Below are 17,680 nucleotides of genomic sequence, written 5' to 3'. Positions count from 1 at the left end.
GGCCGCGCCCCCTGCCGGGCCCCCGACCGGGCCTCGTGCCGGGCCCCCGGCCGGGCCCCGTGCCGGGCCGCCGGCACGGCCGCCGGCCACGCCCCCGGCCGGGCCCCATGCCTGCCCCTCGGCCGCGCCTCGGGGTGCGCCCCCGGCCGGGCTACCAGTCGTGCCGTCGGCCGGGCTCCGGGGTGGGCTTCGGGGCGCGTCAGGGGCCGTTTCCTCGGCTGTGCCGCCGGCCAGGCCCCCGTCACTGGGCGAGGGCGTTGTCGATGGCCTTCACTGCCGCCTCCCAGCCCTCCTGCGGGCTGCGCCCCTTCTGGTCGACCTGGAGCATCCCGACGTCCGCCAGGTTCTGCGCGATCACCAGGTCCTTGGGGCCGACCGCCGCCACCGGCACCCCCTGCGCCGCCTTCGCGAAGATCTCGCCGATCGGGGCCCCGCCGAAGTACGGGTGCTTCGCGCCCGCCACCGACGGAAGTCCGTACGCGGCGCTCGCGCTCGGGAAACTGCCCCGCTTCTCGAAGAGCTTCGCCTGCTGCGCCGGGGCCGTCAGCCAGGCCGCGAGCTTCGCGGCCTCCTCGGCGTGCTTGCCCGCCTTCGGCACGACCAGGAAGGAGCCGCCCCAGTTGCTCGGCTTCGGCGCCTGCGCCACGTCCCACTTGTCCTTGCCCGCCGGGCCCGCCTTGTCCTGGATGTAGCCGAGCATCCAGGCCGGGCAGGAGACGGTGGCGAAGGCGCCGTTCGCGAAGCCCTGGTCCCAGGCCGGGGTGAACTGCTGGAGCTTCGCGCTCAGCCCCTCGCCGGCGAAGGAGGCCGCCAGGTCGAAGGCCCCGCGCACGGCCGGGTTCGACTTGTAGACCACCTTGCCCTGGTCGTCGTAGAACCGCTGCGCGCTGCTGCCGGTCACCGCCGCCATCACGCCCGACGCGGAGTCCACGAAGGCCTTCCCGTCCCCGGCCTTCGCCTTGTAGGCCTTCCCGGCCTCCAGGTACCTGCCCCAGTCGCCCGCCCACAGCGCGCCGACCGCCGCCCGGTCGGTGGGCAGCCCGGCCGCCTCGAAGAGGTCCTTGCGGTAGCAGATGCCCTGCGGGCCGATGTCGGTGCCGAGGCCGACCGTCGCCCCGCCCTTGGCCGCGCTCGCCGTGCCCTGCGCCCACTTCCACGGCAGGTACGCGGCCTTGTCGACGCCCGGCGCCTTGGCCAGGTCGACCAGCTTGTCGGCCTGGGTGGCGGTGATCTCCGCGATGTTGTTGACCTCGACGGCCTGGATGTCGGCGAGCCCGCTGCCCGTGCCGAGGTGGGTGAGGAGCTGGGGGTAGTAGTTCTCGTTCCGCTCGATGGAGGTCTGCTCGATGCGGATCCCGGGGTTCTGCGCCATGTACTCGTCGTAGAGCCCCGCCTCCTGGAGGCCGAAGGCCCCGAAGACCCCGACGGTGAGGGTGGTCCTGCCCTTGCCGTCGCCGGCGGAGGCGCTCGGGGAGCTCGGCCCGGACTTCTCGGCGGGGTCCTGTGCGCATCCGGCGAGCAGCAGGGCCGTCGCGCCGATCAGGCCGGCCGTGGTGACAAGGGTTCTTCGGGCTCGCATCTGGGTCCTCCCTGAAGGACGGAACGTGCCGGGCGTCGTGTGTAGCCGTTGTCCTGTGTCACAGTGTGGGAGCGCTCCCACGGCCGTCAAGAGGTAGATTCGGATCCGGGAGGAAGCCATGAACGGGCATGCGCGCGGTGGGGGACGGCCGACCCTTGAGGAGGTCGCGGCGCGGGCCGGAGTCGGTCGCGGCACCGTCTCCCGGGTGGTCAACGGCTCCTCCAAGGTCAGCGAGCGGACCAGGGCCGCCGTAGAGCGGGCCGTCGCCGAGCTGGGGTACGTGCCCAACCGCGCGGCCAGGGCCCTCGCCGCGAACCGGACGGACGCCATCGCGCTCGTCATCCCCGAGCCCGAGTCCCGCTTCTTCGCCGAGCCGTACTTCTCCGACGTGGTCCGCGGGGTCGGCGCCGCACTCGCCGAGACCGACGTCCAACTCGTCCTCACCCTGGCGGGAGGCGACCGCGAGCGCCGCCGCCTCGCCCAGTACCTGACCGGGCACCGCGTCGACGGGGTGCTGCTCGTCTCCGTCCACGCCGGCGACCCGCTGCCGGAGATGCTGGCCGAGCTCGGCATCCCGACGGTCATCAGCGGCCGCCGCTCCGCCGACGAGCAGCTGCCCTGCGTGGACTCCGACAACCTCGCGGGCGCCGCGGAGGCCGTACGCCACCTCCTCGACCGGGGCCGGCGCGCGATAGCCACCATCACCGGCCCGCTCGACGTGTACGGGGCCCAGTGCCGCCTCGACGGCTACCGGCAGGCCCTCGCCGCCGCCGGACAGCCCGTCGACGAGCAGCTGATCGCGATCGGCGACTTCACCGAGGACGGCGGCCGCCGCGCGATGCGCGAGCTGCTGGAACGCCGCCCCGCGCTGGACGCGGTCTTCGCGGCCTCGGACGTCATGGCGGCCGGCGCCCGCCGGGAACTGCGCGCGGCCGGGCGCCGGATCCCGCAGGACGTGGCACTGGTCGGCTTCGACGACTCGGTGGTGGCCCGGCACATGGACCCGCCGCTGACCAGCGTCCGGCAGCCGATCGAGGAGATGGGCCGGACCATGGCGCGGATGCTGCTGGAGCGGATCGGCGGCGACGGGTCCGGGGAGGCGGGCGTCGTCCTGCCGAACCGGCTGGTGGTCCGGGAATCCTCCTGAGAACGCAGAAGACCCCGGTCCGCTTCCGCGAACCGGGGTCTTCCCGCAGGGTGAGTGACGGGACTTGAACCCGCGGCCACCTGGACCACAACCAGGTGCTCTACCAACTGAGCTACACCCACCATGTCCGGTCGGAGAACCGACCGGCCGAAGAAAAGGGTACAGGGTCCGGGAGGGTGCTCGCTCCCCCGTTGACCCCGACCCGGCTCCGGGGTGTCTATTCGGCGGGCACCACGTGCTTGGCGGCGATGGACCGCGCGGTGTCCGTGTCGGGCCCGGGCTGCGGCACGAAGACGGCCTCCCGGTAGTAGCGCAGCTCGGCGATGGACTCCTTGATGTCCGCGAGCGCCCGGTGGTTTCCGTTCTTCGGCGGGCTGTTGAAGTACGCCCGCGGGTACCAGCGGCGCGCCAGCTCCTTGATCGAGGACACGTCCACGATCCGGTAGTGCAGGTGGCCCTCCAGCGCGGGCATGTCGCGCAGCAGGAAGCCGCGGTCGGTGCCGACCGTGTTTCCGCAGAGCGGCGCCTTGCGGGGTTCCTTCACGTGCTCCCGTACGTACGCCAGGACCTGCGCCTCGGCGTCCGCGAGGGTGGTGCCGGCGGCCAGCTCTTCGAGCAGTCCGGACGCGGTGTGCATCTCGCGCACCACGTCGGGCATGGTCTCCAGGGCGGCGTCCGGCGGGCGGATCACGATGTCCACGCCTTCGCCGAGCACGTTGAGCTCCGAGTCGGTGACCAGTGCGGCCACCTCGATAAGTGCGTCGTCCGTCAACGAGAGCCCGGTCATCTCGCAGTCGATCCACACCATGCGATCGTTCATGTGTCCCACCTTATGTGGTCGGCCGGGGCCCGGACCGCATCTGCGGAACGTACGAGGGAGCTACGAGCAAGGTCCCCCACCGGTGGTGACCGGTGGGGGACCTTGCCCTGTCGTACCCGTCGTGTGGGTTACGCGTGTTCCCGCAGGACCCGGCCCGGAGCGTAGAGCTCCGTCACCGTCGGGCCCGCCGCAGCCAGCGCCGCCGCCGCCCGCTGGGGCTGCGGGGTGCGCTGGTGGGGCACCGGAGCCGCCTGGAGGTCGGACACCGGGGACACGTCGGCCTGCGGGCGGCGTGCCCGGTAGGCCGAGCGGTAGGCGGCCGGGGAGGACCCCAGCTGCCGGCGGAAGTGACCGCGCAGGGCGACCGGCGAGCGGAACCCGCAGCGCCCGGCGACCTCGTCGACCGAGTAGTCGGAGGTCTCCAGCAGCCGCTGTGCCTGGAGCACCCGCTGGGTGATCAGCCACTGCAGCGGCGCGCTGCCGGTCAGGGAGCGGAACCGCCGGTCGAAGGTGCGCCTGCTCATGTAGGCGCGGGCGGCGAGGGTCTCCACGTCGAACTGCTCGTGGAGGTGTTCCAGCGCCCAGGCGACGACCTCGGCCAGCGGGTCGGCGCCGATCTCCTCCGGCAGCGACCGGTCGAGGTAGCGCTCCTGGCCGCCGGTGCGGCGCGGCGGCACGACGAGCCTGCGGGCCAGGGCCCCGGCCGCCTCGCTGCCGTGGTCCGAGCGCACGATGTGCAGGCACAGGTCGATTCCGGCCGCGGTGCCCGCGGACGTGAGCACGTCGCCGTCGTCGACGAACAGCTCGCGCGGGTCGACGTGGACGGACGGGTAGCGCTTGGCCAGCGTCGGCGCGTACATCCAGTGCGTCGTCGCGGGCCGGCCGTCGAGCAGACCGGCGGCGGCGAGCACGAAGGCCCCCGTGCACAGTCCGACGATCCGGGCACCCTCCTCGTGCGCCAGACGCAGTGCGTCGAGCGCCTCCGGAGGCGGCGGTGAAGTGATGGAACGCCATGCGGGCACGACGACCGTGCCTGCCCGGGCGATCGCCTCCAACCCGTACGGCGCGGTCAGTTCGAGTCCGCCGGTGGTCCGCAGCGGACCGTCCTCCCCGGCGCACACGAGCAGTCGATAGCGTGGAACTCCCGCGTCCTGCCGGTCAATGCCGAACACGGAAAGTGGAATGGAGCTCTCGAAGATCGGCCCGCCGCTGAACAGCAGCACCGCGACGATCTCCCTGCGGCGACGCCCCGCGAGCTTCCGGCCCGCGTCAGCGACGACTGCGGTGGAATCCTGGCTCATGGCGCTAAGCCCCCCTTGGGTGTCGCGACTCCTTGGTCTGGTCGCACCTGCACGTTTCCCCTCGGCCTTGCACGTGGATCCCCCGCCGTAAATACATGATCGAATCTACTGCGTCCCGTGGTGTCGGCGTGACAAGTTCAGCACGCAGCGCTATGTCGACTTCTCAACTTGGCGAAAAGCATTCGATCAGGAACCGTTCCGCTCCGCTACCGGCGCGGGAAGGGTTCCGTCCGCTCGTGGCCAGTACCCATAGGGTCTCGAGGCCCCCGGGGCTCTGTCGTCCCTGGTGGTAGGGGGGTTGGGGAGACATTCCGGCAAGGAGGCAACTCTGCCGGGAAGTTGGCTGAAAACATGCGGGTGTGGGTGTGCGAATCAGTCAGTCCTGCGGGTCCGGAGGCTCGAAAGTGCGGCAACCGCGGCGGCCGCCGGCCCCGCCGCGCGAGTGCCGGCGGTGTCGGACGGGCGGAAGGCGCTCCTCCGACAGCACCCGGGCCGCGGCCCGTTCCGCCCTCTCCGTCCTTTCGGAGTACCGCAGCATCACCCGGCACGCGGCCGTGACGGCGAGCAGGCCGAGCGTCGCGACCGCGGCCCCGCCGACGGAGGTCCCGTAGACGACGAGGACCACGGGGACGAGCAGGCAGCTGAAGGCGGCCCAGCGCACGACGTCACCCGCTGGGTCGTCGTGGTGACGTCCGGCGGAGTGCACGGACGAGTGAACGGACGAGGGGAGGGGTGAGGGGAGGGGCGAGCGGGCGGACGGGGCGGACTGCGTCGGCTGAGCGGGCTGGACGGGGTGAACCGGATGGCCGGGCACGGCGTACTCCCTGCGGGCTCTTACCTGAAGGTCGGACGCATGCCCAACGCCGCGCGGCGGGCCTCGGTCACTGCGCGCACGGGTGGCGCGGAACCGGCCTCGTCACTGGCTGTAGGGGACAGCGGCCATTGCCAAGGCGCCCTCACTCCGGCATGCTCCCTGGGACGCTCTCCAAGGGCGGCAAGCCCTGTGCAGGACAGGAGTGTCGCCGTACCCTGGTGGGTATGGGCTTGGGAAGATGCTTCCCGGACAGAGCTCCGTCACACTGCGTCGCCAATTTCCCCTGTTGCTTCCTCCAAGGACCTCTTCGCCGAGACACCCATGGCCGGTCACGAATTCTCCGAACCCGCGGACCGCAAGCGCAAGCGGCTCGCCGACCCCGAGTCGGCCGCCGATCTGCGCCCGGCGGAACAGCCGCGCCTTGCCTGCGACCCTGCCTTCCGGCACGGCGTCGTTGTGGGATTCGACGGATCCACTTCCAGTGAGCGCGCCCTGGCCTATGCGATCGGCATGGCCCGCCGCTCCGGATCCGGTCTGATCATCGTCCATGTCGCCAACCGGTTGCCCACCACCGTGTGGGCCGGCTGCGAGCCGCCGGTCTTCGTCGACGTGCCGGACCACCGCACCGAGGTGCTCGGGCTGGAGCTCGCGTGCGCGGACTATCTGGCGGAAGTGCCGTGGATCCTGGTCGAGCGCGGTGGTGACATCTGCCACGAACTGGAGGAGGTCGGCCGGGAGTATTCGGCCGACGCCATCGTGGTGGGTTCCACGCACGGGATCGTGGGCCGGATCTTCGGCTCCGTGGCCGGCCGGCTGGCCAAACGCGCACAGCGACCGGTCGTTGTCATTCCTTGACTGCTCCCCTCCCTGAAGGGAGGGGATCCCTGGCTCACGCAGCCTCCCGAGGCGCCGCCTCGGGAGGTCTTCCACGATCAGTGCCAACCGGGGCCGGACCAGCCCGGACGAGCATCACGCGCGCGGAGTTCTTGTCCCGTGGGGACACGGCCCCGCGCGCGGTGCAGGTGTATGTGCGCTCTCCCGGCGGCAGCGCGTGCTCGGCTCTCGCTCCGCACTGCGCGCAGTCCATCGTGGTGTGCGCGGGGTGTACCAGATGTACGGTCCGCCCGTGCTTGCGGCCCATCTCGATGAGGGCTTGTTTGGTGGCGCCGATGGCGGCGTCAGCGGCCTTCCTGGCCATGGTGGTCTTCGCGAGGAACTTCGGCCGGTGGCCCTTCGACGCCGGTCGCCCACCGTTGTCGTCCCGTGACCATTTGTTAAGGCGATTGTGCGGTTGTGCCCCCGTGTAAAGGGTAGATAAGTGCTGCTGGGACGCAGCAAACAACTGCAGATCGAAGGGAGCCCGCCGTGGACAATGGTGTCTCTGCGGGAAGCACGGCCTCGACTTCGACCCTCGGGAACATCGCCCTGGGTCTCACCCTTCTCGCATTCGGTATCGGCCACACCGGCGTCATCGACGGCGTGACCGCTGCCAGTTCCGTGTCGCTCGCGATGTACGTCGGCGGCGTCGCCCTGTTCCTCCTCGGACTCCTGGAGTACCGCGGCGGCAACGGATCCAACGGCACCGCGTTCGCGGGCCTCGGCATCTTCTGGTTCACCTGGGCCAAGGGCGCGGGTGCCGCGGCCTCCGGTGAAGCCGCCGGAACGTTTCTTGTCCTCTTCGCGCTGCTCGCGCTGACCCTCACGGTCGCCGCCGCGAGCGGTCTGTTCAGCCAGGGCGTCTACGCCCTGCTGACCCTGTCCCTCCTCCTGCTGGCGATAGCCGCCTTCGCGGACAGCGGCGGTCTCGCCAAGGCGGGCGGCTGGGTCGCCGCCGTCTCCGGCCTGCTGGCCTGGTACGGGGCCACCGCGGCGCTGGCGAACTGGCCGATGGCCGTCGGCAAGGCGGGCAGGGGCGCGGTCGCCGCGAGCTGACCGGGCGCAACACGGCACCAACACGGCACCACATGGAAGAACCCCCGTGCGCGGTGCGCACGGGGGTTCTTCCATGGATCGGCTATTCGACGGTGACCGACTTCGCCAGGTTGCGCGGCTTGTCGATGTCCCGGCCCATGGCCAGCGCCGTGTGGTACGCCAGCAGCTGGAGCGGGATGCCCATCAGGATCGGGTCCAGCTCGTCCTCGTTCTTCGGGACGACGATGGTGTGGTCCGCCTTCTCCTGCTCGCGGTGGGCGACCGCGAGGATCCGGCCGCTGCGGGCCTTGATCTCCTCCAGCGCCGCGCGGTTCTTCTCCAGCAGGTCGTCGTCCGGGACGATCGCGACCGTCGGCAGGGACGGCTCGATCAGGGCGAGGGGGCCGTGCTTGAGCTCGGAGGCCGGGTAGGCCTCGGCGTGGATGTAGGAGATCTCCTTGAGCTTCAGGGAGGCCTCCAGGGCCACCGGGTAGCCGCGCACCCGGCCGATGAACATCATCGACTTGGCCTCGGCGAACTCGGCCGCCAGCTTCTTGATGTCCTCTTCGCCCTCGAGGATCTCCTGGATCTGCGCGGGCAGCTTGCGCAGGCCCTCGATGATCCGCTTGCCGTCGGTGACCGACAGGTCGCGGATGCGGCCCAGGTGCACGGCGAGCAGCGCGAAGGCGACGACCGTGTTGGTGAAGCACTTGGTGGAGACGACGCAGACCTCGGGGCCGGCGTGCACGTACACCCCGCCGTCGGCCTCGCGGGCGATGGCGGAGCCGACGACGTTGACCACGCCGAGGACGCGGGCGCCCTTGCGCTTGAGCTCCTGGACGGCGGCCAGGACGTCGTAGGTCTCGCCGGACTGGGAGACGGCGATGTACAGGGTGTCGGGGTCCACGACCGGGTTGCGGTAGCGGAACTCGGAGGCCGGCTCGGCGTCCGCGGGGATGCGGGCCATGCCCTCGATGAGGCCGGCGCCGATGAGGCCCGCGTGGTACGAGGTGCCGCAGCCCAGGATCTTGACCCGGCGGATGCCGCGCGCCTCGCGCGGGTCCAGGTTGAGGCCGCCCAGGTGCACGGTGTTGAAGCGGTCGTCGATCCGGCCGCGCAGCACGCGGTCGACCGCGTCGGGCTGCTCGGAGATCTCCTTGTGCATGTAGGTGTCGTGACCGCCCATGTCGTAGGAGGCGGCCTCCCACTCCACGGTCTCCGGGGTGGCGGTGGTGGTGGCGCCGCTGGTGGTGTAGGTGCGGAAGTCGTCGGCCTTGAGGGTGGCCATCTCGCCGTCGTCGAGGGTGACGATCTGGCGGGTGTGGGCGACGAGCGCGGCGACGTCCGAGGCGACGAACATCTCCTTCTCGCCTATGCCCAGGACCACCGGGGAGCCGTTGCGGGCGACGACGATGCGGTCGGCGAAGTCGGCGTGCATGACGGCGATGCCGTAGGTGCCCTCGATCGCCTTGACGGCCTCGCGGACCTTCTCCTCCAGGGACTCGGCCTGGGAGCGGGCGATCAGGTGGACGATGACCTCGGTGTCGGTCTCCGAGACGAAGACGACGCCCTCGGCTTCCAGCTTCGCGCGCAGCTCGGAGGCGTTGTCGACGATGCCGTTGTGGACGACGGCGACCTTGTTCTCGGCGTCGAGGTGCGGGTGCGAGTTGATGTCGCTGGGGGCGCCGTGCGTGGCCCAGCGGGTGTGGGCGATGCCGGTGGTGCCGGCGAAGCGCTTGGGGACGCGGGACTCGAGCTCGCGGACCCGGCCCTTGGCCTTGACCACCTTCAGGGCGGCGGCCTTGGGGCTGTTCACGACGATGCCCGCGGAGTCGTACCCGCGGTACTCGAGCCGCTGCAGGCCTTCCAGCAGCAGTGGTGCCACGTCACGCTTGCCGATGTAACCGACGATTCCGCACATACGGTCTAGCCCCTCCTGAAGTTCGGTTCGTGTGCTCTCTCGCTGCCGCGGGTGCGGCGGCAGGCTCAGCCGTAGACGATGCGGCGCAGCTGCCGGAGCGAGAGCTCCGGAGGGGCCACGGCGCGGTGCGGCAGCTCGGCCGCGATCCGCTCGAAGATCTCCGCGTTCACCGCTCCGCCGGACTGCAGTTCCCGGTGGCGGCGGCGGACGAACTCCTCGGTCGTCTCGTCGAAGTACGCGAGCACGTCGAGGACCACCCGGGCCGCTTCGCCTCGCTGGAGCGAGGTGCTGCGCACCAGGTGTTCGACGAGGTCGTCATGCGACGGGCGGCGATCGAGCACCCGTAGATACTGGCGGCTTCAGGCGCTGAACGCAAAGATCCTGCCCGAAATCGGGCAGGATCTTGCTGGTCTGGACCAGGGAATGCGTACTTCCGGTTGAAAATCCGCTAGAAACGACGCAGAACCGCCTGCTTGGCCGCCGTGAACTCCTCGGCGGTCAGCACGCCCGACTGGTGCAGCTCGCCCAGCTCGCGCAGCCGCCGCAGCAGGGCGTCGTGGTCCTCGGCGGGGGCCGCCGCCTCCCCGGCCAGGGCCTTGTGCGGTTCGGCCGCCCGGACCGCCGCGGCCGCCGCCTGGCCGTCCTGCGGCGGCGCGTCCTGCGGTGCGTCCTGCGGTGCGGCCGGGTGGGGCATCCGTACCGCCACCGCCGCCGCGACCAGGGCCATCAGCGGGTCCTTCTTGAAGCCGAAGAGCTCCACCGTGTACGGGTCGTACTTCGGGGCGGGCGCCGCCGGGGCCCCCGCCAGGCTGAACCGCAGCCAGCCGTTCTCCAGGCCCTTCGACGGGGACCACTCCACCGACCGCAGATCGGCGACGCGGAAATCGCGCGGCCCGCCGGAGCGCTTGGCCTCCTCCGTCGTCCAGTTCCACTCCAGCGCCACCCGGTCGCCGTCGAAGGCCGCCGTCCCGTCGCCCGCGCCCACCGTGATCGGCACGGGCGGCCCGGGCAGCAGGTAGGCGACGGTCGGGCCCGGGTCGATCTGCTCCAGCAGCAGCGCGTTCCGCACCTCGTCCACGAAGTACTCCGCGACCCCGCTCCGGTCCGCCTCCACGGTCAGCCGGTACGGGTCCGAGGACTCGGGCAGCCGCCCGCCCGTCACCTGGAGCAGCGGGTCTGCGCCGTCACGCAGCCGCAGCCGCAGCCGGCCCGCCTTGCGGCCCGGCTCGTGACTGATCCCCGCCAGCGCGCGCAGCGGTACGAGCACCTCGCCGAGGGTCTGCCGCAGCAGCGAGACCCCCTTGTCGCGGCCCGGCACGATGCGCACCGCGTCCCCGTCGAAAGTCCAAGTGCCGTCCTTCTGGATGATTTCCGCCATCCGGCGATTCTCCCACTCACCTGGACGGGCCAACTGGCCTATACCTAGGGCCATGAGAGTCCTGCGACTGCGACGCGCACTCGGAACCCTCCTGGCCCTCGGCGTCCTCGGCGCCTCCGCGGCCTGCACGGCCGCCCGTGGCGACGACGCCAGAGCGGGAGCCGGGCGCCGAGCCGCCCTGACCCCCTTCGAACGGCTCCTGCCCGCCCCGGTCTCCGCCCGGGCCGAGGGCCCCGGGTACGCCGTCGGCCCGGGCACGGTCATCCGTACGCCCCGGGGCTCGGGCGAGGAGGTCCGCAAGGTCGGCGAGCTCCTCGCGGAGCAGCTGCGCCGCCCCACCGGCCTGCCGCTGCCGGTGGTCGACGGGGCCGAGGGGCACGGGATCCGGCTGCGCGTCGACGAGGACGCGCGGGGGGTGGGACAGGAGGGCTACCGGCTGGAGTCCCGCCCGGACGGGGTCACCCTCACCGCCCGCACCCCGGCGGGGCTCTTCCACGCCGGGCAGACGCTGCGGCAGCTGCTGCCGGCGGCCGGCCCGGGGACGGTGCCGGGCGGGGAGATCACCGACGCGCCGCGGTTCGCGTACCGGGGGGCGATGGTCGACATCGCCCGCCACTTCTTCACGGTGGAGCAGGTCAAGAGGTACGTGGACCAGCTCGCCCAGTACAAGGTCAACACCCTGCACGTGCACCTGACCGACGACCAGGGCTGGCGCCTCGTGATCGACTCCTGGCCGCGGCTGGCGGAGTACGGGGGCGGCAGCGAGGTCGGCGGCGGGCCCGGCGGCCACTGGACGAAGGCCGAGTACCGGGACCTCGTCGCCTACGCGGCGGAGCGGTACGTGGACGTGGTCCCGGAGATCGACATGCCGGGCCACGTGAACGCGGCGCTCGCCTCCTACGCGGAACTCACCTGCGACGGGAAGGCCCCCGCCCGCTACACCGGCGTCAAGGTCGGCTTCAGCTCGCTGTGCGTCGCCAAGGAGCGGACGTACGAGTTCGTCGACCAGGTCCTCGGCGAGCTCGCCGAGCTCACCCCGGGCCGCTACCTCCACATCGGCGGCGACGAGGCCCACTCCACCCCGGCCGCCGACTACGCGGCCTTCATGGACCGCGCCCAGGCGGTCGTGGCCCGCCACGGCAAGACGGTGGTGGCCTGGCACCAGCTGTCGGCGGCCCGCCCGGCGCCGGGCGCGGTGCTCCAGTACTGGGGCCACGACCGCACCCCGGCGGCAGAGAAGACCCGCGTGGCGACGGCGGCCGGGGCGGGCCACCCGGTGATCCTGTCCCCGGCGGACCGGCTCTACCTCGACATGAAGTACGACCTGACCACGAAGCCGGGCCTGGCCTGGGCCGGCCTGGTCCCGGTGAAGCGCTCGTACGACTGGAACCCGGGCGCCTACCTGCCCGGAGTCCCGGAATCCGCCGTCCTGGGCGTGGAGGCCCCGCTGTGGTCGGAGACCATCGCGACGCGCCCCGACTGGGAGTTCATGGCCTTCCCCCGGCTCCTGAGCCTCGCGGAACTGGGCTGGTCACCGGCCGGCGCGCTGGACTGGGACACGTACCGCCACCGCCTGGCGGCGCAGGCGCCCTTCCTGGACGCCCAGGACATCGCCTTCTACCGGGCGCCGGACGTTCCGTGGCAGTGACGGAGGGCGGTGACCTCAGGGGCCCCAGCAGCTGACGCTCTCCCGCCCGACGTCCGCGCCGATCTCCACACGGAAACCGGAACCGGAGGCGAACTCCAGCCCGGCCTCCTGCCCGTAGTACTCCGCGAATTCCGCCGGCCCCTCGAAGGTGACATTGAGCTGCTTCGCCTCGCCGTCCTCGTTCTTCGTGAAGCACGCCGACATCGGCTCGTCCCGGGCCCACGGCTCGGGCTCGAACTTCCAGCCGTCCGCCTCCGCGGCCTTGCGGTAGTGGTCGAGTACGTTCTGGCGGGATCCGGCGTATACGTGGATCCGTCCGGCGGACAGCCAGGCGTAGCCGCTGTCCTGCGTGCACTGGGCGTAGACGCTGCCGTCCACGGTCCGAGGGGACGTCGCGCCGGGCGGGGGAGAGGTGAGCAGGGGGAGCGACCGCTCCTCCAGCTTCTTCACCCGGGCTTCGGTCCCCTCGCAGTCGGAGAAGGGCCACAGCTGCGAACAGCCGGTCAGCCCGCCGGCGACGATCACGGCCGACAGCAGCGGGGCGGCCACGCGGCCGGGGCGGGTACGGGGCGGCATGGCGGCTCCCACGGGGCTCGACGGGCGGTGTCAGGGCGTGCTCGGGGAGAGTGTCCCGTTCGGGCTGTACGTGGTGAACACCGGGGTGCCGTCGGCCGGGGCCCGCTCGCCCCCGGTGATCCACAGCCGGGTCGGGCTGCCGGACGGGCCGCCTTCCGGGCGCCACACCGCCGCGTACCCGGCGGGGCCGGTGAGGCGCACGCCGGCCTCGACGGCCCAGGCGTCCTTGCCCCCCTTCCACAGCTGGAAGGAGGCCGGGCGGCCGAAGCCGGGCGGAGTGACGATCACGTAGGTGGCGCCGGCCCCGGCTTCGAAGTCGTTGTGGTCGCGGGTGTCCAGGACCGTCCACTCGGAGGTGCGCCCGGCCTCGTCGGTGAGCCGCCCCTGGACGTCGGCGTCCGTGCCGCCCTCCGCGACGTCGGCCGTCCGCAGGGTCACCCGGTAGGCGGCCGGGCCCGTGGGTGAGGGCGTGGGCGAGGGGGTGGGCGTGGACGCGGGTGTCGACGCGGCCGCGCCCGGGGCCCCGGTCGGCGACGGGGGGACGGAGGGCAGCTTCCCGGCAGCGGGCTGCTCGGCCGGACCGGCGGTCAGGGCGCCGACCGCGAGACCGCCGGCCGCGCAGGCCGCCAGCGCGGCTGCGGCCCACACCCCCTTCGGTATCCGGCGGGGGCGGCGCGCGGGCCGCCGGCGCGCGTCCGCCTCGATCCGCGGCAGCGTCCGCGTCGACTCCACCTCAGGGCCCGCCGCGCTCGGCAGGACCTCCGTCGCATCCGGATCCCACACCGCCGCCACTCCCCACTGCTCGCACCTGTAGACAGTCGGGCACCCTAGGCCAACGCCGCCCCTCCGCGATCTTGGCGATCACCCATCGGACACCGGTGGCCGGTCAGATCCCGTCGGCGGCGACGAGCTCGCTGTCGGCGGGCGGCCAGATCTGGGTGATCTTCTCGAAGTCGTGGTAGGTGATCTCGGACTGGATCCGGCCGGTCTCGGTCCGCTTCAGCAGGTAGGGGCGGCCCTGCGCGGCAACGTACTCGGTCACGGTGCCGCCCTGCGCACCCCGGTACATCAGCGTGATGGCGGGGCGCCCGTCGACGACGGCGGAGGTCCCCCTGGTGATCTCGGGGGTAGGTTCCTCCAGCAGCACCATGGGGTCGTGGAGTTGGCACTCCTTGGCGATGCCCTTCGTGTCCGCCTGGTCGGCGGTCAGTTTCATCCAGCGGCCGGCGGCCCGTTCGACCATCGCGTCCTCCTCGGCCTTCGTTCCCGTGAGGGCTGCCCGCCAGGCTTCGGCGTCGCGCTTGACGTGGACGATGTCGGAGGTGGCGTGGATCTCCGTGCTGCCGATGCCTTCGCCGCTGAAGGTGCCCGCGCAGTCCAACCCGACGAAGGAGAGGTCGAGCGAACGGGTCACCCCGTCGCCCGTCAGCCGGGCCCGCGCCTTCTTGAACTGCGCGGTCCGCGTCTCGTCGTAGGCGAGCAGCTGGATCTCCTCGGGCGTCTTGCCGGCATAGGGGTCGGCGGCGGAGGCGGCAGCGTTCTTGTCGCTCGTGGCCGACTCCGCGGAGCCGCAGGCGGTGAGGGCGAGAACGGCGAGGCACACGCCCACGGGCACGGCGGCGGCACGAACGGACAAGGTGATCCCCCCCTGGGATACGCGCAGGTGAAGCGGTGAGCGTACACGGCGCCCGGACGGCGGCCGCCGGGGCCGGGAACCGTGCGCGGCGCCAGGCATCGGCCCATGCGTGCAGGTCAACCCCGGCCCGGGGCGACGAGGCCGGATTCGTAGGCGAGGACCACGAGTTGGGCGCGGTCGCGGGCGCGGAGCTTGGTCATCGCCCGGTTGACGTGGGTCTTCGCCGTCAGGGGGCTGATCACCATGCGGTCCGCGATCTCGTCGTTGGACAGGCCCTGCGCGACCAGGACGACGGCCTCGCGCTCGCGGCCGGTCAGGCCTTCCAGCCCCGTGCCGGGGCCGGTGGAGCCGGCGGCGGGGGGCGGCTGGGCGACGTAGCGGTTGATCAGCTTGCGGGTGATGGAGGGTGCGAGCAGCGCGTCGCCGCGCGCCGCGACGCGTACGGCGTGCAGGAAGTCCTCCGGCACGATGTCCTTGACGAGGAATCCGGCCGCGCCCGCGCGCAGCGCGTCGAAGACGTACTCGTCCAGGCCGTAGTTGGTCAGGATGACGACGTGCACGCCGGCCAGGGCCGGGTCCGCGGCGATGCGCCTGGTCGCCTCGATGCCGTCGACGACCGGCATCTGGATGTCGATGAGCGCGATGTCGGGCAGGTGGGTCCTGGCCAGCTCCACGCCCGTGGCGCCGTCGGCCGCCTCGGCCACCACCTCGATGTCGTCCTCGAGGTCGAGGAGCGCGCGGAACCCGCTGCGGATGAGCGCCTGGTCGTCGACCAGCAGGACACGGATCACGAGGTCCTCTCCAAGGGGAGTTCGGCGAGGACGGTGAAGCCGCCCTCGCCGCGGGGTTCCGCCCGCAGCCGGCCGCCGAGGGCCGTGACGCGTTCGCGCATGCCGAGGAGCCCGACGCCGGGTGCCGGGGCGGCGTCCGGTGTGGCCTTGCCGTCGTCGTCGATGCGTGCCGTGACGGCGTCCGGACGGCAGTCGATCCGGACCGAGGCCGTGTCGGCGTGCGCGTGGCGGGCGATGTTGGTGAGCGACTCCTGGACGACCCGGTAGACGGTCCGGCCCACCGCGGCCGGCACGTCGTCGCGCTGTCCCCCGATCGTCAGCGTCGCGTCCAGGCCGATGCCGCGGGCCTGTTCCACCAGCTCGGCAATGGCGTCGAGCCCGCGGGGCGGGGTGGTGTCGTCATCGCGGAGCGCCTCCAGGGTCGCGCGCAGTTCCCTGTTCGCCTCACGGCCGGCCTGCTGGATCGCCAGCAGGGCCTCCGGTACTTGTTCGCCCCGCTTCCGGGCCACGTGGACGGCGACTTCGGCCTGCAGCTTGACGATCGAGATCTGGTGGGTGAGCGAATCGTGCAACTCCCTTGCGATGCGCAGCCGTTCCTCGTCGGCGCGGCGCCGCGCGGTCTCCTCCCGGGTGCGTTCGGCTTCGTCCGCCCGCCGCTCGGCCTGGCGGAGGGCCTCGCCGGCGGCGCCGGCGGCGATCAGCCAGGCGATTTCGAGGGCACCGCGGGCCTGTGCGAACGCCTCGCCCGTGTCGTGGAGGCCGGAGGCCAGGGCGGCGAGCGGGAGGGCGGCCAGTACGGCCACGCTCGCCGCGACCGTGGCGAGGCGGTGTCCGGCCCGCATGGCCGCGTACACCGCGAACAGGTACGCGACGGCCGCGACGTCGAAACCGGCCGCCTGGTAGCCCACCGCGCACAGCCCGGTGAAGGCCAGCACGGCGACCGGGGCCCGGCGTCCGGCCGCCAGGGCCAGGCCGCCGAGCGTCAGCAGCGCGTAGCCGAACAGGTCGGGCCGCGGGGCGGAGGGCTGCTTCGCCAGCCCGGTGACCAGCAGCGCCGCCGCCACGCCGACGGCGACCACCCAGTCCCTGACACCGGCCGACACGGCGAACCGCCCTCTGTTCATGGGCGTAAAACTAGCCGGATGCCGGTGCGGGGGAGTCCCCCTGGCGTACGAGTGGCCGACTACCGCGTGCGCAGTACTTCCGCGTTTCCTGCCGCGCCCGCGGCAGCCCGAAGTGTCTGCGTCCGAGGGACGACCGGGGGTGGGGCGGGCGGACATCCTCGGAGGAAGTCCAGTCGTGGAAGTCGCAGAAGGAGCACCCCATGTCACTCCGGTCGATGCTTGCCGAACCCGCGGCGGCGCTCACCCCGGTCCAGCCGCTCGCCGCCGACGTCTACACCATGAGCGCCGGGCGCATCGGGTCCGTCGTGGGCGGTCTGCTGGGGCTGACCGCCGTGGTCCTCGGCGGGATGGCCCTGGCCCGCGCCGCCGGGCGTTCCCGCAGCGGCTTCGGGCGCGGCGGGGCCGTCGCGGCCCTGGTGGCCGGACCGGTCGGGATGGCCATCGGCGCCCTGGTCGCGGCCACCGCCGACGGCGGTCTCGGTACCGGAAACGGGCTCGGCGGGGCGTACGTGGCCCTGCTGGTGGGACTTGCCGGCACGGCCCTCGGCGGCCTCGCCCTGGCCCGCATCCGGCGCGTGCCGACGCGGTAGTCCGCCCCGGCGGCGAAACGTCGTTGCCGCCGTCAGCGCGGGACCCTCTGGTCCTCGACCGTCCAGCCCGCGCCGAGCTCGCGGCGCAGCACCTCCAGGGCCGCGTCGGCCTCCGCCAGGAACGCCTCCGTCTGTGCGGGGGTCCAGGGCGAGGGGCCCCCGGGGTCGTCCCAGTCGAGCGAGGTCTGGTACCGCTCGGCCAGCCGGGCGAGCTCGGCCCGGGTCACCGGAGTGAGGGGGAGCGCCTCCAGCGCGCACGGGTATCCGTAGGGGCTGTCGAAATCGGCCGCGTGCGCCGGGCCCGGCCAGAGCGGGGTGTCGACGCCGTACTCGAAGAAGAACCGCAGGTGGTAGGGCATGCCGAAGACTCTCACGGCCGCGGTCGGATCGTGCCGTCACTCCTGGGGGTGGAATGCGGAGGTCCAGTGGGCGCAGCGGCGGCGC

The 17,680-nt window shown here is 72.5% G+C and carries 18 protein-coding genes, 1 tRNA gene and 1 pseudogene; 5 read left to right on the top strand and 15 right to left on the bottom strand.

The window, feature by feature from the left end; all coding sequences use genetic code 11:
* Positions 1-241: 241 nt before the first annotated feature.
* Complete coding sequence (locus tag AB0O21_RS16190) at positions 242-1,579, bottom strand: extracellular solute-binding protein (RefSeq protein WP_365171509.1); 1,338 nt, start codon at positions 1,577-1,579, stop codon at positions 242-244.
* Between the two features lie 118 nt (positions 1,580-1,697).
* Here AB0O21_RS16190 and AB0O21_RS16185 point away from each other — a divergent pair, with 118 nt between their 5' ends.
* Entirely contained in the window at positions 1,698-2,726 is a 1,029-nt protein-coding gene (locus tag AB0O21_RS16185) for a LacI family DNA-binding transcriptional regulator (protein ID WP_365171507.1), read from the top strand.
* Positions 2,727-2,775: 49 nt separating this feature from the next.
* Here AB0O21_RS16185 and AB0O21_RS16180 read toward each other — a convergent pair.
* The 4 genes from AB0O21_RS16180 to AB0O21_RS16165 all read right to left on the bottom strand — a co-directional run bounded on the left by AB0O21_RS16180 (position 2,776) and on the right by AB0O21_RS16165 (position 5,553).
* Positions 2,776-2,848: transfer RNA gene (locus tag AB0O21_RS16180), tRNA-His, on the bottom strand.
* 95 nt (positions 2,849-2,943) lie between these two features.
* A complete protein-coding gene (gene orn, locus AB0O21_RS16175; protein ID WP_365171505.1) occupies positions 2,944-3,546 on the bottom strand; it encodes an oligoribonuclease in 603 nt (200 codons plus the stop codon).
* Between the two features lie 128 nt (positions 3,547-3,674).
* Positions 3,675-4,847 (bottom strand): helix-turn-helix domain-containing protein, encoded by a 1,173-nt coding sequence (locus AB0O21_RS16170; RefSeq protein ID WP_365171503.1) that lies wholly within the window; start codon positions 4,845-4,847, stop codon positions 3,675-3,677.
* Between the two features lie 376 nt (positions 4,848-5,223).
* Positions 5,224-5,553, bottom strand: coding sequence for a hypothetical protein (locus AB0O21_RS16165; RefSeq protein WP_365171501.1), 330 nt, complete (start codon positions 5,551-5,553; stop codon positions 5,224-5,226).
* Between the two features lie 429 nt (positions 5,554-5,982).
* On the opposite strand from AB0O21_RS16165, the gene AB0O21_RS16160 reads away from it, so the two are divergent.
* Entirely contained in the window at positions 5,983-6,516 is a 534-nt protein-coding gene (locus AB0O21_RS16160; protein ID WP_329385214.1) for a universal stress protein, read from the top strand.
* 34 nt (positions 6,517-6,550) lie between these two features.
* Here the strand turns inward: AB0O21_RS16160 and AB0O21_RS16155 are convergent.
* Positions 6,551-6,886: pseudogene (locus AB0O21_RS16155) on the bottom strand (transposase); the annotation flags it as partial.
* A gap of 140 nt (positions 6,887-7,026) precedes the next feature.
* On the opposite strand from AB0O21_RS16155, the gene AB0O21_RS16150 reads away from it, so the two are divergent.
* Positions 7,027-7,593, top strand: coding sequence for a GPR1/FUN34/YaaH family transporter (locus AB0O21_RS16150; RefSeq protein WP_365171499.1), 567 nt, complete (start codon positions 7,027-7,029; stop codon positions 7,591-7,593).
* Between the two features lie 82 nt (positions 7,594-7,675).
* On the opposite strand, the gene glmS is transcribed toward AB0O21_RS16150, so the two are convergent.
* The 3 genes from glmS to AB0O21_RS16135 form a co-directional block, all read right to left on the bottom strand.
* Entirely contained in the window at positions 7,676-9,493 is a 1,818-nt protein-coding gene (gene glmS, locus AB0O21_RS16145; RefSeq protein ID WP_365171497.1) for a glutamine--fructose-6-phosphate transaminase (isomerizing), read from the bottom strand.
* A gap of 65 nt (positions 9,494-9,558) precedes the next feature.
* Entirely contained in the window at positions 9,559-9,834 is a 276-nt protein-coding gene (locus tag AB0O21_RS16140; RefSeq protein ID WP_329385221.1) for a hypothetical protein, read from the bottom strand.
* Positions 9,835-9,941: 107 nt separating this feature from the next.
* Positions 9,942-10,871 carry a DUF4429 domain-containing protein gene (locus AB0O21_RS16135; protein ID WP_365171495.1) on the bottom strand — a complete coding sequence of 310 codons (930 nt, stop codon included), beginning with the start codon at positions 10,869-10,871 and terminating at the stop codon, positions 9,942-9,944.
* Between the two features lie 52 nt (positions 10,872-10,923).
* Here AB0O21_RS16135 and AB0O21_RS16130 point away from each other — a divergent pair, with 52 nt between their 5' ends.
* On the top strand, positions 10,924-12,519 hold the full coding sequence (locus AB0O21_RS16130) for a beta-N-acetylhexosaminidase (RefSeq protein WP_365171493.1): 1,596 nt from the start codon (positions 10,924-10,926) through the stop codon (positions 12,517-12,519).
* 15 nt (positions 12,520-12,534) lie between these two features.
* On the opposite strand, the gene AB0O21_RS16125 is transcribed toward AB0O21_RS16130, so the two are convergent.
* The 5 genes from AB0O21_RS16125 to AB0O21_RS16105 all read right to left on the bottom strand — a co-directional run bounded on the left by AB0O21_RS16125 (position 12,535) and on the right by AB0O21_RS16105 (position 16,646).
* The gene (locus AB0O21_RS16125; RefSeq protein ID WP_365171489.1) at positions 12,535-13,095 is read right to left on the bottom strand and encodes a hypothetical protein; all 561 of its coding nucleotides are present in this window, start codon (positions 13,093-13,095) and stop codon (positions 12,535-12,537) included.
* A gap of 30 nt (positions 13,096-13,125) precedes the next feature.
* Positions 13,126-13,878, bottom strand: a complete 753-nt coding sequence (locus AB0O21_RS16120; RefSeq protein ID WP_365171487.1) for a hypothetical protein — start codon at positions 13,876-13,878, stop codon at positions 13,126-13,128.
* Between the two features lie 103 nt (positions 13,879-13,981).
* On the bottom strand, positions 13,982-14,731 hold the full coding sequence (locus AB0O21_RS16115) for a hypothetical protein (RefSeq protein ID WP_365171485.1): 750 nt from the start codon (positions 14,729-14,731) through the stop codon (positions 13,982-13,984).
* Between the two features lie 116 nt (positions 14,732-14,847).
* A complete protein-coding gene (locus AB0O21_RS16110) occupies positions 14,848-15,522 on the bottom strand; it encodes a response regulator transcription factor (RefSeq protein ID WP_365171483.1) in 675 nt (224 codons plus the stop codon).
* Entirely contained in the window at positions 15,519-16,646 is a 1,128-nt protein-coding gene (locus AB0O21_RS16105; protein WP_365171481.1) for a sensor histidine kinase, read from the bottom strand. The genes AB0O21_RS16110 and AB0O21_RS16105 overlap by 4 nt, the downstream gene beginning before the upstream one ends.
* 200 nt (positions 16,647-16,846) lie before the next feature.
* Between AB0O21_RS16105 and AB0O21_RS16100 the strand changes: the two genes are divergently transcribed.
* Positions 16,847-17,236 carry a DUF6223 family protein gene (locus AB0O21_RS16100; RefSeq protein WP_365171479.1) on the top strand — a complete coding sequence of 130 codons (390 nt, stop codon included), beginning with the start codon at positions 16,847-16,849 and terminating at the stop codon, positions 17,234-17,236.
* A gap of 32 nt (positions 17,237-17,268) precedes the next feature.
* Here AB0O21_RS16100 and AB0O21_RS16095 read toward each other — a convergent pair whose 3' ends face one another.
* Complete coding sequence (locus AB0O21_RS16095) at positions 17,269-17,595, bottom strand: hypothetical protein (protein ID WP_365171477.1); 327 nt, start codon at positions 17,593-17,595, stop codon at positions 17,269-17,271.
* Positions 17,596-17,680: the final 85 nt, after the last annotated feature.

It is taken from the genome of Streptomyces sp. NPDC091371 (assembly GCF_040684275.1).
Taxonomy (GTDB): Bacteria; Actinomycetota; Actinomycetes; order Streptomycetales; family Streptomycetaceae; genus Streptomyces.
Note: the sequence above shows the minus strand (reverse complement) of the source record. Positions and strands in the feature narration are given on the sequence as shown.

What these genes read in the sequence shown, in the direction of transcription:
- AB0O21_RS16185 (WP_365171507.1), top strand. Translation starts at nt 1,698, where the DNA reads ATGAACGGGCATGCGCGCGGTGGGGGACGGCCGACCCTTGAGGAGGTC.
- orn (WP_365171505.1), bottom strand. Translation starts at nt 3,546, where the DNA reads ATGAACGATCGCATGGTGTGGATCGACTGCGAGATGACCGGGCTCTCG.
- AB0O21_RS16130 (WP_365171493.1), top strand. Translation starts at nt 10,924, where the DNA reads ATGAGAGTCCTGCGACTGCGACGCGCACTCGGAACCCTCCTGGCCCTC.
- AB0O21_RS16100 (WP_365171479.1), top strand. Translation starts at nt 16,847, where the DNA reads ATGTCACTCCGGTCGATGCTTGCCGAACCCGCGGCGGCGCTCACCCCG.
- AB0O21_RS16095 (WP_365171477.1), bottom strand. Translation starts at nt 17,595, where the DNA reads ATGCCCTACCACCTGCGGTTCTTCTTCGAGTACGGCGTCGACACCCCG.
- AB0O21_RS16170 (WP_365171503.1), bottom strand. Translation starts at nt 4,847, where the DNA reads ATGAGCCAGGATTCCACCGCAGTCGTCGCTGACGCGGGCCGGAAGCTC.
- AB0O21_RS16135 (WP_365171495.1), bottom strand. Translation starts at nt 10,871, where the DNA reads ATGGCGGAAATCATCCAGAAGGACGGCACTTGGACTTTCGACGGGGAC.
- AB0O21_RS16125 (WP_365171489.1), bottom strand. Translation starts at nt 13,095, where the DNA reads ATGCCGCCCCGTACCCGCCCCGGCCGCGTGGCCGCCCCGCTGCTGTCG.
- AB0O21_RS16190 (WP_365171509.1), bottom strand. Translation starts at nt 1,579, where the DNA reads ATGCGAGCCCGAAGAACCCTTGTCACCACGGCCGGCCTGATCGGCGCG.
- AB0O21_RS16105 (WP_365171481.1), bottom strand. Translation starts at nt 16,646, where the DNA reads ATGAACAGAGGGCGGTTCGCCGTGTCGGCCGGTGTCAGGGACTGGGTG.
- glmS (WP_365171497.1), bottom strand. Translation starts at nt 9,493, where the DNA reads ATGTGCGGAATCGTCGGTTACATCGGCAAGCGTGACGTGGCACCACTG.
- AB0O21_RS16160 (WP_329385214.1), top strand. Translation starts at nt 5,983, where the DNA reads ATGGCCGGTCACGAATTCTCCGAACCCGCGGACCGCAAGCGCAAGCGG.